The organism is Cupriavidus sp. MEYA8 (assembly GCF_059278825.1).
In genome coordinates, this window is the sequence record NZ_CM181222.1 from 2,121,884 (window position 1) to 2,135,936 (window position 14,053).

At 69.1% G+C, this 14,053-nt stretch carries 13 protein-coding genes; 6 read left to right on the plus strand and 7 right to left on the minus strand.

Translation table 11 applies throughout. From position 1 onward, the window contains the following. Nucleotides 1-43: 43 nt before the first annotated feature. The 6 genes from AC5WJ1_RS26655 (at nt 44) to AC5WJ1_RS26680 (ending at nt 6,789) form a co-directional block, all read left to right on the plus strand. Nucleotides 44-364: an AMP-binding protein gene (locus tag AC5WJ1_RS26655; RefSeq protein ID WP_434034600.1), complete on the plus strand. Its 321-nt coding sequence runs from the start codon at nt 44-46 to the stop codon at nt 362-364. A 178-nt stretch (nt 365-542) separates the two neighbouring features. Beyond that, nucleotides 543-2,870 carry an FdhF/YdeP family oxidoreductase gene (locus AC5WJ1_RS26660; protein ID WP_434034601.1) on the plus strand — a complete coding sequence of 776 codons (2,328 nt, stop codon included), beginning with the start codon at nt 543-545 and terminating at the stop codon, nt 2,868-2,870. A 99-nt stretch (nt 2,871-2,969) separates the two neighbouring features. Further along, a complete protein-coding gene (gene fdhD / locus AC5WJ1_RS26665; RefSeq protein ID WP_494476728.1) occupies nt 2,970-3,839 on the plus strand; it encodes a formate dehydrogenase accessory sulfurtransferase FdhD in 870 nt (289 codons plus the stop codon). Continuing rightward, entirely contained in the window at nt 3,833-5,041 is a 1,209-nt protein-coding gene (locus AC5WJ1_RS26670) for a molybdopterin molybdotransferase MoeA (RefSeq protein ID WP_135702794.1), read from the plus strand. Before fdhD ends, AC5WJ1_RS26670 begins: the two co-directional genes overlap by 7 nt. A 34-nt stretch (nt 5,042-5,075) precedes the next feature. Beyond that, nucleotides 5,076-6,536, plus strand: a complete 1,461-nt coding sequence (locus AC5WJ1_RS26675; RefSeq protein ID WP_133094566.1) for an aminotransferase-like domain-containing protein — start codon at nt 5,076-5,078, stop codon at nt 6,534-6,536. Then, nucleotides 6,523-6,789 carry a helix-turn-helix domain-containing protein gene (locus AC5WJ1_RS26680; RefSeq protein ID WP_133094567.1) on the plus strand — a complete coding sequence of 89 codons (267 nt, stop codon included), beginning with the start codon at nt 6,523-6,525 and terminating at the stop codon, nt 6,787-6,789. The genes AC5WJ1_RS26675 and AC5WJ1_RS26680 overlap by 14 nt, the downstream gene beginning before the upstream one ends. 5 nt (nt 6,790-6,794) lie before the next feature. Here AC5WJ1_RS26680 and moaA read toward each other — a convergent pair whose 3' ends face one another. The 7 genes from moaA to AC5WJ1_RS26715 all read right to left on the minus strand — a co-directional run bounded on the left by moaA (nt 6,795) and on the right by AC5WJ1_RS26715 (nt 13,758). Beyond that, a complete protein-coding gene (moaA, locus tag AC5WJ1_RS26685) occupies nt 6,795-7,910 on the minus strand; it encodes a GTP 3',8-cyclase MoaA (RefSeq protein WP_135702793.1) in 1,116 nt (371 codons plus the stop codon). Nucleotides 7,911-8,018: 108 nt separating this feature from the next. After that, nucleotides 8,019-8,834, minus strand: coding sequence for an HlyD family secretion protein (locus AC5WJ1_RS26690; RefSeq protein ID WP_135702792.1), 816 nt, complete (start codon nt 8,832-8,834; stop codon nt 8,019-8,021). Then, nucleotides 8,831-9,043, minus strand: coding sequence for a DUF1656 domain-containing protein (locus AC5WJ1_RS26695; protein ID WP_135702791.1), 213 nt, complete (start codon nt 9,041-9,043; stop codon nt 8,831-8,833). The genes AC5WJ1_RS26690 and AC5WJ1_RS26695 overlap by 4 nt, the downstream gene beginning before the upstream one ends. After that, the gene (locus AC5WJ1_RS26700; RefSeq protein ID WP_135702790.1) at nt 9,030-11,150 is read right to left on the minus strand and encodes an FUSC family protein; all 2,121 of its coding nucleotides are present in this window, start codon (nt 11,148-11,150) and stop codon (nt 9,030-9,032) included. The genes AC5WJ1_RS26695 and AC5WJ1_RS26700 overlap by 14 nt, the downstream gene beginning before the upstream one ends. A 3-nt stretch (nt 11,151-11,153) precedes the next feature. Next, entirely contained in the window at nt 11,154-11,279 is a 126-nt protein-coding gene (locus tag AC5WJ1_RS26705; RefSeq protein ID WP_431189862.1) for a DUF2474 family protein, read from the minus strand. A gap of 11 nt (nt 11,280-11,290) precedes the next feature. After that, nucleotides 11,291-12,298 (minus strand): cytochrome d ubiquinol oxidase subunit II, encoded by a 1,008-nt coding sequence (gene cydB / locus AC5WJ1_RS26710; protein WP_135702788.1) that lies wholly within the window; start codon nt 12,296-12,298, stop codon nt 11,291-11,293. Between the two features lie 20 nt (nt 12,299-12,318). Next, entirely contained in the window at nt 12,319-13,758 is a 1,440-nt protein-coding gene (locus AC5WJ1_RS26715; protein WP_195427788.1) for a cytochrome ubiquinol oxidase subunit I, read from the minus strand. Nucleotides 13,759-14,053 lie beyond the last annotated feature (295 nt).

Below are 14,053 nucleotides of genomic sequence, written 5' to 3' on the forward strand. Positions count from 1 at the left end.
CCTTGTTCTTATGTAAGCGGTCCAGTAACTCCGGGAAACGGAGGTGCAGGGCGCAGCATATAACAAGATCGGGGCCAGTACGCAATTCGACAAGGCCGTGACCGGGCAATTGCCCTGGGCCTCACTGGCAGGTGCCGAAGTCACGGCGCAGCGCAGCGCGGCGGTGCGCGCCGCCCATGCCGCAATCGGTGACGAAGAGACGGGGCGGGTCCTGTTCACTTCGGGCTCGACCGGCGTTCCCAAGGGCGTGCCGCTGTCACACCGCAACCTGCGGTCCGTGGGCGCGCGCTGTTCCAGGTGCAACCTGCCGCGCACGTCGCTTGTGCTGCATAGGCACGGCCAGGCCGGCAGCCAGCCGGCCTGACGCAACCTCGCATGGGCGGCGGCCCGGCCGCCCGGCAAGACTGTACTCCCCGGCCATCCCGCGCTTTGTACGTCTCCGGCGCCACCCCGCCGGCCTACTCTGGTGTCACCGCAACGATCCGGACGCGACCCCTGGTCCAGCCCCCCGGATGCCCCCGTCGTTACAGGACACCACGCCAATGAGCACCCCGACCCCCGAGAAAGGCCACATCGCCCCCTACACCCATCCCGCCGCCGGCTGGGGTGCGCTGAAGTACGTTGCCATCAACCTGATCAAGGAGAAGGTGGCCGGCGGCAAGTACAAGATGCTGTTCAAGCAGAACCAGGCCGACGGCTTTGACTGTCCCGGCTGCGCCTGGCCGGACCGCCAGCACGCGTCGACCTTCGAGTTCTGTGAGAACGGCGTCAAGGCCGTGGCCGCGGAAGCCACCAGCCTGCGCGTCACGCCGGAATTCTTCGCGCAGCACACGGTGACGTCGCTGATGGCGCAGACCGATTACGAGCTGGAGCAGCACGGCCGCCTCACGCACCCCATGGTCTATGACGCGCAGACCGACAAGTACCGCGCGATCGCCTGGGACGAGGCCTTTGCCATGATCGGCCGCCACCTGAATGCGCTGCCGGACCCGAACCAGGCCGCGTTCTACACGTCGGGCCGCGCCAGCAACGAGGCCGCGTTCCTGTACCAGCTGTTCGTGCGCGCTTACGGCACCAACAACTTCCCCGACTGCTCGAACATGTGCCACGAAGCCACCAGCCGCGGCCTGCCGCTGACGGTGGGCGTGGGCAAGGCCACCGTGGTGCTCGATGACTTCGAGCATGCCGACACCATCCTGCTGTTCGGCCACAACGCGGCCACCAACCATCCGCGCATGCTGGGCGATCTGCGCGAATGCGCCCGGCGCGGCGCGACCATCGTGTCGATCAATCCGCTGCGCGAGCGCGGCGTGGAGCGCTTTACCAGCCCGCAGCACCCGGTGGAGATGCTGACCGGCTCCAGCACCAGGATTGCGTCGATGTTCGTGCAGCCAAAGCTGGGCGGCGACTTCGCGCTCATCAAGGGCATGGCCAAGCGCCTGGTCGAGCTCGACGACGAGGCGATCCGGCATGGCCGCGAGCGGCTGGTCGATGTCGACTTCGTGCGCGAGCACACCATCGGCTTCGGCGCCTTCGTCGAAGACCTGCGTGCGGAAAGCTGGGCCGACATCGTCTCGGAGTCGGGCGTTTCGCTGGAAGACATCGATGCGCTGACGCAGGTCTATGCCCGCGGCAAGCGCGTGATCGCCTGCTGGGGCATGGGCCTGACGCAACACAAGCATTCGGTGCCGACGGTGCAGCTGCTGTCCAACCTGATGATGATGCGCGGCAATATCGGCCGTGAGGGAGCCGGGCTGCTGCCGGTGCGCGGGCATTCGAACGTGCAGGGCGACCGCACCGTGGGCATCGAGGAAAAGCCAGAAGCGGCGTTCCTGGACCGCCTGGGCGCCGCCTTCGGCTTCGAGCCGCCGCGCGAGCACGGCTATGACGTGGTCGAGACCATTGCCGCGATGCTGGAGGGCAAGGTCAAGGTCTTTGTCGGACTGGGCGGCAATTTCTCGACCGCCACGCCGGACACGCCGCGCACGCACGAGGCGCTGCGCCAGTGTGCGCTGACGGTGAATATCGCTACCAAGCTCAACCGCAGCCACCTGGTGCATGGCAAGGAGTCGCTGATCCTGCCGACGCTAGGCCGCACCGAAATCGATATGCAGGAAGGCGTGCCGCAGGGAGTGACGGTGGAGGATTCGGTCTGCATGGTGCATATCTCCTTCGGCATGAACGCGCCGGCGTCGCCGCACCTGCTGTCGGAGACCGCGATCGTGGCGCGCATGGCCGCCGCCACGCTGGGTACCGGAAAGATCGACTGGCTCTGGTACGCGCAGGACTATGCGCGTATCCGCGATGCCATCGAGCAGGTGATCGAAGGCTTCGACGACTACAACGAGCGCGTCGCCGTGCCGGGCGGCTTCCACCTGACGCCGCCGGCGCGCAACCGGATCTGGCAGACGCCGTCGGGCAAGGCGCAGTTCCTGGTCCACGGCATCGACAAGGACACCCCGATCCACCGCGCGCGGGACCAGTACGGCGACAAGCTGATGGTGATGATGACCACGCGCTCGCACGACCAGTACAACACCACGATCTACGGCCTGGATGACCGCTATCGCGGCGTGTTCGGCCTGCGCCGGGTGGTCTTCATCAATCCGGCCGACCGTGCAAGGCTTGGCCTGGAGGCGGGGCAGCATGTCGATATCACCAGCGTCTGGGACGACGGCCTGCAGCGCCATGTCGAGGACTTCGTGCTGGTCGACTACGACATCCCGCAGGGCTGCCTGGGCGCCTACTATCCCGAGACCAATCCGCTGGTGCCGCTGGAAAGCACCGGCGACGGCTGCGGCACGCCGACTTCGAAATCGGTGCCGGTGCTGCTGACGCCGTCGCGCAGCCAGCCGGCAGTGGCGGCGTGAGCGTGGCCGGCGCTTGCCGTCGCCCCACGCAAACGCTCCTCTCCCGCGCAGTGGGAGAGGGAGCAGACCGGCAGCATTTCACAGGTTCATGAGGTCCCCATGCATTGCATCGAACAGGCCGGACAGATCGACCAGATCCAGCACACAGGCTATGAATCCCGCCCCATCGTCCGCCACAAGGACATCGCGGCGCGGCCGGCGCTCGACAACGTGGCGGAGGAAGTGCCGGTGGCCCTGGTCTACAACGGCATCTCGCACGCCGTGATGATGGCCTCGCCGCTGGACCTGGAAGCGTTCGCCGTGGGCTTCTCGCTGACGGAGGGCATCGTTGCCCACAACGCGCAGATCCACGACGTCGAAGTCCGCGTGCACCGGCACAGCGCCGAAATCCAGCTGCAGATCAGCGAACAGGCCTTTGCCGCGATGAAGGCGCAGCGCCGTGCGCTGGCGGGCCGCACCGGCTGCGGCGTGTGCGGCATCGAGAGCCTGGAACTGCTGGACCTGCAGCCTGCGCGCATCCGCGAGCCGGCACGGCGGCTGGTGCCTTCGCGCGGGTTGCTCGAGCGCGCCGTGTCGGCGCTGCCTTCGCACCAGCGGCTGATGCGCGCCACCGGTGGCGTGCATGCGGCGGCGTGGTGCAACGCCAGCGGCGAGATCCTGCATGCGTTCGAAGATGTCGGCCGGCACAACGGCCTGGACAAGCTGATCGGCCACCTGGCCATGCAGCGCGTGGCGCTGGACGACGGCTTCGTGCTGCTGTCCAGCCGTGCCAGCTATGAACTGGTGCGCAAGGCCGCGCGCATGAACATCCAGATGCTGGCGACGATCTCGGCGCCGACCTCGCTGGCGATCCGCATAGCCGAGCAGGCCGGCCTGCGCCTGCTCAGCTTCTGCCGCGCCGACGGCTATGTCGATTACACCGCCGCCGCGCCGGGCATGACTGGAGAAGTGGGAGGGGCAGCGTGCTGAGCTTCGACGAGGCACAGGCCGTGTTCGCCATGAGCGCGGAGCCGGTCCGCGAAACGGAGACCGTATGGCTGGGACTGGCGACGGGGCGCGTGCTGGCACGCGACCTTTGCGCCGTGATCGACACGCCGGCAGCCGACCGCAGCGCGATGGACGGCTACGCCGTGCGCAGCGAAGACTGCCGCGAGGCCTGCCTGCCGCTGCAGCAGGTGGTCTACGCCGGCACGCGGCCCGAGCCGCTGTTGCCGGGCCATGCCATCCGCATCTACACCGGCGGCGTGATCCCGCCCGGCGCCGACGCGGTCGTCGCACTGGAGGATGCCGAGGAAAGCTACCGCGGCGTGGTGTGCGCGCGCGCCCCCGGTGCGGGCCAGCATATCCGCCGCAAGGGCGAGGACGCCCGCCGCGGCGACCTGCTGCTGCCCGCCGGCACGCTGCTGCAGGCTGGCCATATCGCCGCGCTGGCGTCGCAGGGCCTGGCCGAAGTGCCGGTCTGCCGCCTGGTGGAAGTGGCGGTCGTGACCTCGGGAGACGAGGTCGCCGCCAACGACGAGCCGCGCGACGTCTACCAGGTGCATGACGTCAATGGCCCCATGCTCGAATCGCTGGTGCAGTCCATGGGCGCGGTAGTCTGCTGCCATCGCCATGTGCGGGACGACGAGCGGGCGCTGCACGACATCCTGCGCGAACTGGCCGCCGATGCGGACCTGGTGCTGGTGGCGGGCGGCGCCTCGGTCGGGCAGCGCGACCTGGTGGCCGCGGCGCTGGCCTCGGCCGGCGGGGAACTGCTTTGCCGCGGCGTCGACATGAAGCCCGGCAAGCCGGTCACGGTGGGGCGCCTGCGCGGCAAGCCAGTGGTTTGCCTGCCCGGCAATCCGGCCGCGGCGTATGCCACCTTCGCGCTGCTGGTGACGCCGCTGCTGCGCCGGCTGCAGGGCCGCGCGGTGCTGTTCCCGCCGGTAGGGCGCGTGCGCGCGGCGCTGCCGGGTGCGCGGGCGCAGCGCGGTGATGCCTTCTGGCGTGTCGGCGAGCCCGGCAGCCCGGCCGGCCGGGACAGCCTCGTGCAGGTCACCGCGCAGCAGGGCGCGGCGTCCGTGTCCGCGCTCGGCCACGCCAGCGGCTTTGTGCGCGTCGGGCCGCACAGCGCCGGATCGCTCCATCATGTGCCGCTGCCGTACTATGATCTCCATCGTTGGCTCAGCTAACAAGATCGGCAACACGGCAGGCGGGGAGCGCAGCGTGACACTATATGAAAAACTGGCTGCGGATATCGAGGCGCTGGTGCAGCAGGGCGTGCTGCTGCCGGGCGAGCGCATTCCGTCGGTGCGGCAGGCCAGCCAGCACCACCGCATGAGCATCACTACGGTGATCCGCGCCTATGTGCTGCTGGAGAGCCGCGGCGTGATCGAAAGCCGGCCGCAGTCCGGCTACTTCGTCCGCGCACGCCCGGGCGAGCCGGCGATCGAGCTGCGTACGTCCCGGCCCAGCGCCAAGCCTTCGGCGGTCGACGTCAGCGCGCTGGTGCTTTCCACGCTGCGCTCGATCCGCTCGGACGAGGCCGTGCCGCTGGGCTCGCCTTATCCGGATCCGTCGCTGTTCCCGTGGCAGCGCATCAACCAGTACGCCAACAACATCGCGCGCCGCTATGCCAAGTGGACGCTGCTCGACGACTTGCCTCCGGGCAGCCCCGAGCTGATCCGGCAGATCTCGCGCCGCTACCTGGAGAACGGCCAGGCCATCGACCCCAATGAAGTGATCGTCACCATCGGCGCCACCGAAGCCATCAACCTGTGCCTGCAGGCGGTGGCAAAGCCGGGCGACACCATCGCGGTCGAGTCACCGACCTACTATGCCATGCTGCACGCGATCGAGCGCCTGGGCATGCGCGCCATAGAGGTCGCGACCGATCCCGTGGAAGGCATCGACCAGGAGGCACTGGCCCGGCTGATCGACGAGAAAGGCGTGAAGGCGTGCATGGTGATGCCGAACTTCCAGAACCCGCTCGGCTTCCACATGCCCGACGACAGGAAGCGCAGCCTGGTGGCGATGCTGACCGAGAAGGACATCCCCGTGATCGAGAACGACGTCTACGGCGAGCTCTATTACGGCGAAGCCCATCCCAGCTCGCTCAAGGCCCACGACAAGGCCGGCATTGTGCTGCATTGCGCCTCGTTCTCCAAGACGCTGACCAATGCCTACCGCATCGGCTGGGCGCTGCCGGGCCGCTACCGCGAAGCGGTGGAGCGGCTCAAGTTCCTCAATACGCTGACCACGCCGGCGATCCCGCAGCTGGCGATCGCCGAGTTCCTGAAGAACGACGGCTACGACTTCCACCTGCGGCGCGTGCGCAAGGCCTATGCGCAGCAGGCCAGCATCATGGCGGCGGCGGTGCGCCGCTTCTTTCCCGAAGGGACGACCACGTCGCGGCCCGCGGGCGGCTACGTGCTGTGGGTGCAGCTGCCGGAAGGCATCGACGCCATGGAGATGTACCACGCGGCGCTGGAACACCGCATCACGGTCGCGCCGGGCCATATGTTCGCGCCAGGGGCCACCTACGCTAACTGCATCCGGCTGAACTACAGCGCCGAATGGTCGCCCGGCATCGAGTCCGCGGTGCAGACGCTGGGCAAGATCGCGCAGCACCTGCTGGCGCGCAGCCGGCAGCACGAACAGGAGAAGCCGGGCCATGCCGGACCATGACATCGATCCCGCCATCCTCGCCGCGTTGCAGGTGCTGAACCAGGCCCCGCGCGACGCTGCCACGGCGCCCTGGTCGCTCGCGAAGATCGCCAAGCGGGCGCAACTGCCGATGAGCGTGCTGCGGCGCGTGCTGACGCAGCTGCAGTCCGCGGGGCTGGCCGATTTTGCGATCGACGAGGCGGGACACGGCCACGCCAGCCTGACGCAGGCCGGGGCGGAGCTTGCCGCGCAGGCGTTCCCGCAGAATGACTGAACGGCTCAGCCGCCCACCAGCGACATGCGTACGGTGGGGTATTGGCACTTGCCGCTGGCAAGCCGTTCCGCGCGCAATTCGCCGCGCAGTTCGGAGTAGCGGTCGCCGCGCGCCTGCCATGCCTGGCTGATGGCATCGGCGAGTGCTGCACCCGGGCGAGTGGCCGACAGGTGCGGACGCAGGTCGACGGAACTGGTGGCGAACAGGCACAGGTGCAGGCGGCCATCGACCGAAACGCGTGCGCGGGTGCAATCGCCGCAGAACGGGTGCGATACGCTGGAGATAAAGCCCAGTTTCAGGCTGCCATCGGCCAGCATGTAGTTGCTGGCCGTTTCCGCATCCCGCCGCGCGACCGGCAGCAGCGCATGCGTGCGCTCGACCATGGCGCGGATCTCGGCGGAAGGCATCACGCGCGACTGCGACCAGCCGCGCGGGCCCTCCACGTCCATATATTCGATAAAGCGCAGCGTGACGCCGGTGCCACGGAAGTGCTCGACCAGGGGCAACACCTGCGCGTCGTTGGTGCCGCGCTCGACCACGCAGTTGACCTTGACCGGAGCCAGCCCGGCGGCGCACGCGGCATCGATGCCTTCCAGCACCCGTGCCACCGGGAAACCGACGTCGTTCATGGCGCGGAACACGCCGTCGTCCAGGCTGTCCAGGCTGACCGTGACGCGGCCCAGGCCGGCGTCGCGCAGCGCGCGGGCCTTGCGCGCCAGCAGGCTGCCGTTGGTGGTCATGGCCACCTCGACCGGCTTGCCGCCGGGGGTGCGCAACGACGCAATCGCTTCCACCAGCGCTTCGATCCCCTTGCGCAGCAGCGGCTCGCCGCCGGTCAGCCGCACCTTCTCGACACCGAGGCCGACGAAGGCGCGGACGATGCGCAGCAGCTCGGCATCGCTCAATCGTTGCTGCGCCGTCAGGAACGGATAGTCGGGCCCGAAGCGCTCTTTAGGCATGCAATACGTGCAGCGAAAGTTGCACTGGTCGATCACGGAGAGCCGCAGGTCGCGCAAGGGCCGGCCAAGCAGGTCGCGGCAGGCCTGGTCCGGCGCGATGGTGGCCAGGGTGGCGGGGTTGGCTTGGGTAGCGTGCTGGGTCTGCGCAGGCGCGGCTTGCATGGCGGCTCTCCCGGGGGCAATGGGGTGGGGCATGCCGTCCATGGTAAGGACGGCTCGCGGCCCGGCAGGCGCACACTTCGGGCCGGCCCGCAGCAGAACAGTTGGCGCCTATTCGTGCGCGTCGCGGATGCGCACCGTGGCGGTCTGGCCGGCGATCAGGCGTACCCCGGGCGGCACCTTGTCCAGGGCGATGCGCACCGGGATGCGCTGTGCCAGCCGCACCCAGTTGAAGGTCGGGTTGACGCTGGGGAGCATGTTCGGCCCGCTGCTGCGGTCCTGGTCTTCGATGCCGGGGGCAATGCTCTGCACCCGGCCGCGCAGCGGCGTGGGCAGGCCCATGATATGTACCTCCGCGGCACTGCCGACCCGGATCGCGGGCAGCTTGGTTTCCTCGAAATACCCTTCGACGAACTGGGTGCCGCTCGCCACCACCGACAGCGCCGGCCGGCCGCGGCTGGCAAAATCCCCAGCGCGCGGCAGGCGGTCGCTGACATAGCCGTCCACGGGGCTGGTTACGCGGCAGCGGGCAAGGTTCAGGCTGGCCACGTCCACCGCGGCATCGGCCGTGGCGACGCGCCCCTGCGCGCTGTCCGCCGCGGCGGGATCGCGGCGCGCCAGGGCCAGCGCCGCGCGTGCCGAGGCGGCCTCGGCCTGCGCCACTCGCAACGCCAGGCTGAAGCGCGCCTCGTCCACCACGAACAGCACCTGGCCGCGCCGCACCCAGGCATTGCCATCGACCATCACGGCCGTGACCAGGCCGGAGACATCGGGCGCGACCTGGATCACGTCCGCGCGCACATGGCCGTCGCGCGTCCACGGTGCTTCGGTGTAGTACTGCCAAAGATGCCAGGCGGTCAGTGCCGCCGCGACCACGGCCGCCAGGGTCACCGCGTAGGGGCCGAGCAGCGAAAGCTTGCGATTCATGATGGAGCCTGCCAGGCGAGCGCGACGATCGCGCCCAGCACGAGGATATAAAGCGAGAAGTTGAACAGGGACCGGTGCCACACGATGCGGTAGAAGCCGATCCGGCCGAGCACGGCGCGCACGCCGGCGGTGATGGCGAACGCCGCCAGCATCCACACCACGGTGGCCGGCACGAAGACGCCGTACAGGTCGAACTCAGTGGCGTGCATGAGGGCGTCCCTGGTCCGGATACAGCGCCAGCCGCAGGGTGGCGAGCGCCGCCAGCGCGGCGCGGGGGCTGGCGTGGAAATTCGTGGCCAGCGCCGCGGCGGCAGCGTCGATCCGCGCGGCCAGCGCCACAGCGGGTGTGCCGGCATGGCCGATGCGCGCGTACTGCCGGTAATGCCGCGCCACCCCTGCCAGCACGTGTTCCACGGCGCGGCGGCGCTCGGCCGGGCCATCGGCACAGGCGCGCCGCAGCGCCAGCACGGCGGCTTCCACCAGGAAGTCGGCTGCGGCAAGGCCGGCCGGCCTGGTGCTGGCGTTGTTGCGGCGCGTCAGCGGCGGCCACTGGCGCAGCAGCCGGTCCAGCATGCGGCCGCGCAGCCGCGCGCTGTTGACCGCCGCGCGCGGATGCGCGGCCAGCGCGATCTCGTTCCAGTTGGCCCTGGCCAGCCGGTAGGCCACCAGCTGCTGGCCGAAGGGCTGCATCAGCACGGCCCACAACGCGGCGAACACCAGCGCCGCCAGGCTTGCCAGGCTGCTGTTGAAGATGCCGGCGAAGCTGGCTGCACCGAGGTGCTGCGGCCCGGGGAACGACGCCGCGGTGACCGCCAGCAGCACCCCGAACAGCGCATTGCGCGGCTGCGTCGTCATCGCGCCGATGAACAGGTACGGAACGAACAGCAGCGCCACCAGCGAGCCGAAGTCATGCGCCAGCACCAGCACCACGAACTGGTAGTACCAGGACAGCAGCGCGCAGGCGATGCCCCACGCGATCACCCGGCCGGCCACCAGGCGCGGCTCCGCGGTGCTGGCGATAAAGCAGCTGGCAAGCGCGGCCAGCCCGGCCGGGACGGCGCCGTCGATCCAGCCCGAGGCCATCCACAGCAATCCCGCCATTAAAGTGGCCGAGCCGGCGGTGGCGGCGCGGAACAGCAGTTGCGCGTGATCGTGGTGGCGCGCCCGTCCGGCGGGCTCGACCCGATAGCGCAGCGTCGCCGGGTCGCTGCCATGCTGGCGCAGGCTTGCCTGCAGCAGGCGGCAGTCTTGCCACAGCTCGGCCAGCTCATCGAGGTAGGTACTGGTGGCCGCGACCAGGCGCGCATGCCAGTCCGCGGATGGTGCCGGTGCAGTGCCCGAGGGTAGCCAGGAAGGCACCGGGCGGCTCGCGCCCCGCTCGCCGGCGATCCATGCCAGGGTGGCGCGCAGCCGTTGCGCCACCGCGTCAGGCATGCCCGCCGGGTGGCGCCGCAAGGCGCCGGCGGCATCGGCAAGCGCCAGCACCAGCGGCAGCAGGGCCGTCATGCGCTGGTGCAGGGCGCGCGCGTGCCGCAGTGCCGGCGCACCGTCGGTCTCATATCTGAGCTGGGCGAGCTGCGTCTCCATGGCCAGGATATCGGCGGCCAGCAGGCTGAAGCTGTCGTGGCGCTGGCCCGCGCTGGCACCGGTGGCGCCGGTGGCCATGATGTCGCGGATCCAGCGCGAGGCATGGTCCAGCCAGGCGGACGCGCGCGCAGCCAGCGCCGGGGTGGTGCGCACGGGAAAGACCACCGCGCTGACCACGCTGGCGCAGGCGATGCCGATCACGATCTCCTCGATACGGGCAAGGCCCACGCCGAACACGGCCGCCGGATGCGTGACCGTGGGCAGCGCCACGATCGGCAGCGTGTAGGCGGCCAGCAGGCAGATGTAGTTGCGCGGCGCCGGCTCCAGCAGGGACAGGTAGAGCAGGGCGCCGGTCCAGCACGCGATCGCGGCCATCAGCAGCACGGGCTCGTCGACCAGCAGCGGCACCAGCACCACTGCGGACACCGCGCCCAGCAGCGTGCCGAGGATGCGGTAGGTGCCCTTGGCGTGGGTGGCGCCGGCCAGCGGGCTGGATACCAGGTACACCGTGGCCATGGCCCAGTACGGCCGCGGCAGGCCGAGCGCCAGCGCCACGCCGAGCGCCAGCATGGCCGCGCCGAACACCTTCAGCGAATGCAGCCACGGCGCGTATTCCGGGCATGCTGCCGCGAGCGCGCGGAGCCAGCGCTGTGCCTCGGTGGCATCGGGGGCATCCGGTGCATCGTGGCCCGGCAGCGTGGCCCGGGGAAGCGGGTTGGACGAGGCCATGCTTCAGCCCGACAACCCGACCGCCCGCATCAGCAGCCGCATCAGGCTGGCGCACACGAAGACCGTGCCGACGCCCGCCAGCCACAGGGCCAGCAGCCAGCCCAGCCGCGACGCGAGCCGCGAACGCATGAGCCTGGCCATCAGTGGTACCCCTCCCCGCGCTTGACCTTGCCGCGGAACACATAGTAGGACCAGGACGTGTAGGCCAGGATGATCGGCACGATGAACAGCGTGCCGACCAGCGCAAAGCCCTGGCTTTGCGGGGCCGACGACGCATCGAAGATCGAGATCGACGGCGGGATGATATTGGGCCAGATGCTGATGGCCAGCCCGGTATAGCCCATGAAGATCATCAGCAGCGCGTACAGGAACGGCGCCACGTTCGGCTGCTGGTGCAGCGAGCGGTAGATGCCGGCGGCCGCGACCAGCACCAGCAGCGGCACCGGCAGGAAGAAAAACAGGTTGGGCAGCGCGAACCAGCGCTCGGCAATGCCCGGATGCGTCAGCGGCGTCCACACGCTCACCGCCGCGATCATGGCCACCATCACGCCCGTCAGCACGTTGGTCACGCGCAGCATGGTCCATTGCAGCCGGCCCTCGGTCTTCATGATCAGCCAGGTGACGCCCAGGAAGGCGTACGTGATCACCACGCCCACGCCCGCGAAGATCGGGAACGGCGCCAGCCAGTCCAGCGCGCCGCCGGCATAGGTGGTGCCATCCATGGCAATGCCATCGATATAGGCGCCCAGCGTCACGCCCTGGAAGAACGCGGCCATCACCGAGCCCCACGTGAAGGCGGCATCCCAGTACGGGCGGCTGCGGTCGCTGGCCTTGAAGCGGAATTCGAAGGCCACGCCACGGAAGATCAGTCCCAGCAGCATGAACATCAGCGGCAGGTAGAACGCGGTCAGCAGCACCGAGTAGGCCAGCGGGAAGGCGCACAGCAGCGCCGCGCCGCCCAGCACCAGCCAGGTCTCGTTGCCGTCCCAGACCGGCGCCACGGTGTTCATCATCACGTCGCGGTCATGGCGGTCGCCGACGAAGGGGAAGAGGATGCCGATGCCAAGATCGAAGCCGTCCATGACGACGTACATCATCACGCCGAAGAAGATCAGGGCGGCCCAGATAACGGGAAGGTTGATACCCATGTCGATCACCTGTTCAGGGTTCAGGAATCGCGGCGGCCGTGGCGGGCCATCGCGTGGGGTTCGGAAGCCGCGGCGATGGCGGCGGGAACGACGCTGCCGGGGCCGTAGGACGGTGCCTCATGCGGATGTGCGTCAGGGGCGGGGCCGGCGCTGGCCAGCTTGAGCATGTAGCGGATGCCGACGCCGAAGCAGACGAAATAGACCACCACGAACAGCGCCAGCGACAGCGCCACCGGGCCGGCCGCATGCGCCGACACGGCGTCCCGGGTACGCAGCAACCCGTACACCGCCCACGGCTGGCGCCCGATCTCCGTGGTCATCCAGCCGGCCAGCAGCGCGATCAGGCCGGTGGGGCCCATCGCCACGGCCAGGCGCAGGAACGCCCTGGACCGGTACAGCGCGCCGTTGCGGCGCAGTATCCATCCCAGCAGGCCGAAGCCGATCATCGCCACGCCAAGGCCCACCATGGTGCGGAAGGTAAAGAACAGCACGGTGGCGTTGGGGCGGTCTTCCGTGGGGAAGTCCTTCAGGCCGCGGATCTGCCCGTCAAGGGTGTGCGTCAGGATCAGGCTGCCCAGGCGCGGAATCTCGATGGCGTAGCGGGTTTCCTCGCGCTCCATGTCGGGGATGCCGAACACGATCAGCGGGAAGCCGTTCTTGTCATCCTTCGCGGCCGTGTTCCAGTGCCCCTCCAGCGCCGCGATCTTGGCGGGCTGGTGCTCCAGCGTGTTCAGGCCGTGGGCGTCGCCCACCATCGCCTGGATCGGCGCGGTGACCAGCACCATCCACATCGCCAGCGACAGCATCTTGCGCGCGGCGGGCACGGCGCGCCCGTGCAGCAGCTGCCAGGCCGACGACGCCGCCACGAACAGCGCCGTGGACAGCAGCGCGGCGATGACCATATGGGCGAGGCGGTAGGGGAACGACGGGTTGAAGATCACCTCCAGCCAGTCGGTCGGCACCACCTTGCCGGCAACGATGACGTAGCCGGCGGGCGTGTGCATCCAGCTGTTGGACGCCAGGATCCAGGTGGAGGAAATCATGGTGCCGAGCGCTACCATCACCGTCGAGAAGAAATGGAGCCCCGGCCCGACGCGGTTCCAGCCGAACAGCATCACGCCAAGGAAGCCCGCCTCCAGGAAGAAGGCGGTCAGCACCTCGTAGGTCAGCAGCGGGCCGGTGACGCCCCCGGCAAACTGCGAGAAGCCCGACCAGTTGGTGCCGAACTCATAGGCCATGACCAGGCCGGAGACGACCCCCATGCCGAAGTTCAGCGAGAAGATCTTGATCCAGAACTGGTACAGGGTCCGGTAGACGGTGTCCCGGGTCTGCAGCCAGCGCGCTTCCAGGAATGCCAGGAAGCAGGCCAGCCCGATAGTGATGGCGGGAAATAAGATGTGGAAGGAAACCGTGAACCCGAACTGGATTCGGGCAAGGTCCAGGGCTGTGAGTCCGTGCATTGAGGTGCTCTCCGTGGGGGGCGCCGCCGGCAGATGGGCCGTACCGCGACATTACGGACAAGGGTACGGGTGACAGCCTGCCCGCCAGGGATACAGTTCTGGGGGAACCGTTCAAGCTCAGTTGTTCGGGCCGGGGCGACGCTGGCCAGGCGCGTGGGCGCCACCAGTACAGATAGCGCCGTTGCGCGGGATCACAGGCCGGGATGGATCCCGCGGCATCGACGGGCCCGGAGCCAGGGGCAATCGCATCGGGCGCCGCCGCAAGCACGGAGCGTGCTGCAGCGGACAGCCTGCG

Excerpts from the sequence above, each read along its gene's own strand:
- AC5WJ1_RS26660 (WP_434034601.1), top strand. The coding sequence starts at position 543 with ATGAGCACCCCGACCCCCGAGAAAGGCCACATCGCCCCCTACACCCAT.
- fdhD (WP_494476728.1), top strand. The coding sequence starts at position 2,970 with ATGCATTGCATCGAACAGGCCGGACAGATCGACCAGATCCAGCACACA.
- AC5WJ1_RS26680 (WP_133094567.1), top strand. The coding sequence starts at position 6,523 with ATGCCGGACCATGACATCGATCCCGCCATCCTCGCCGCGTTGCAGGTG.
- moaA (WP_135702793.1), bottom strand. The coding sequence starts at position 7,910 with ATGCAAGCCGCGCCTGCGCAGACCCAGCACGCTACCCAAGCCAACCCC.
- AC5WJ1_RS26690 (WP_135702792.1), bottom strand. The coding sequence starts at position 8,834 with ATGAATCGCAAGCTTTCGCTGCTCGGCCCCTACGCGGTGACCCTGGCG.
- AC5WJ1_RS26695 (WP_135702791.1), bottom strand. The coding sequence starts at position 9,043 with ATGCACGCCACTGAGTTCGACCTGTACGGCGTCTTCGTGCCGGCCACC.
- AC5WJ1_RS26700 (WP_135702790.1), bottom strand. The coding sequence starts at position 11,150 with ATGGCCTCGTCCAACCCGCTTCCCCGGGCCACGCTGCCGGGCCACGAT.
- AC5WJ1_RS26705 (WP_431189862.1), bottom strand. The coding sequence starts at position 11,279 with ATGCGTTCGCGGCTCGCGTCGCGGCTGGGCTGGCTGCTGGCCCTGTGG.
- cydB (WP_135702788.1), bottom strand. The coding sequence starts at position 12,298 with ATGGGTATCAACCTTCCCGTTATCTGGGCCGCCCTGATCTTCTTCGGC.
- AC5WJ1_RS26715 (WP_195427788.1), bottom strand. The coding sequence starts at position 13,758 with ATGCACGGACTCACAGCCCTGGACCTTGCCCGAATCCAGTTCGGGTTC.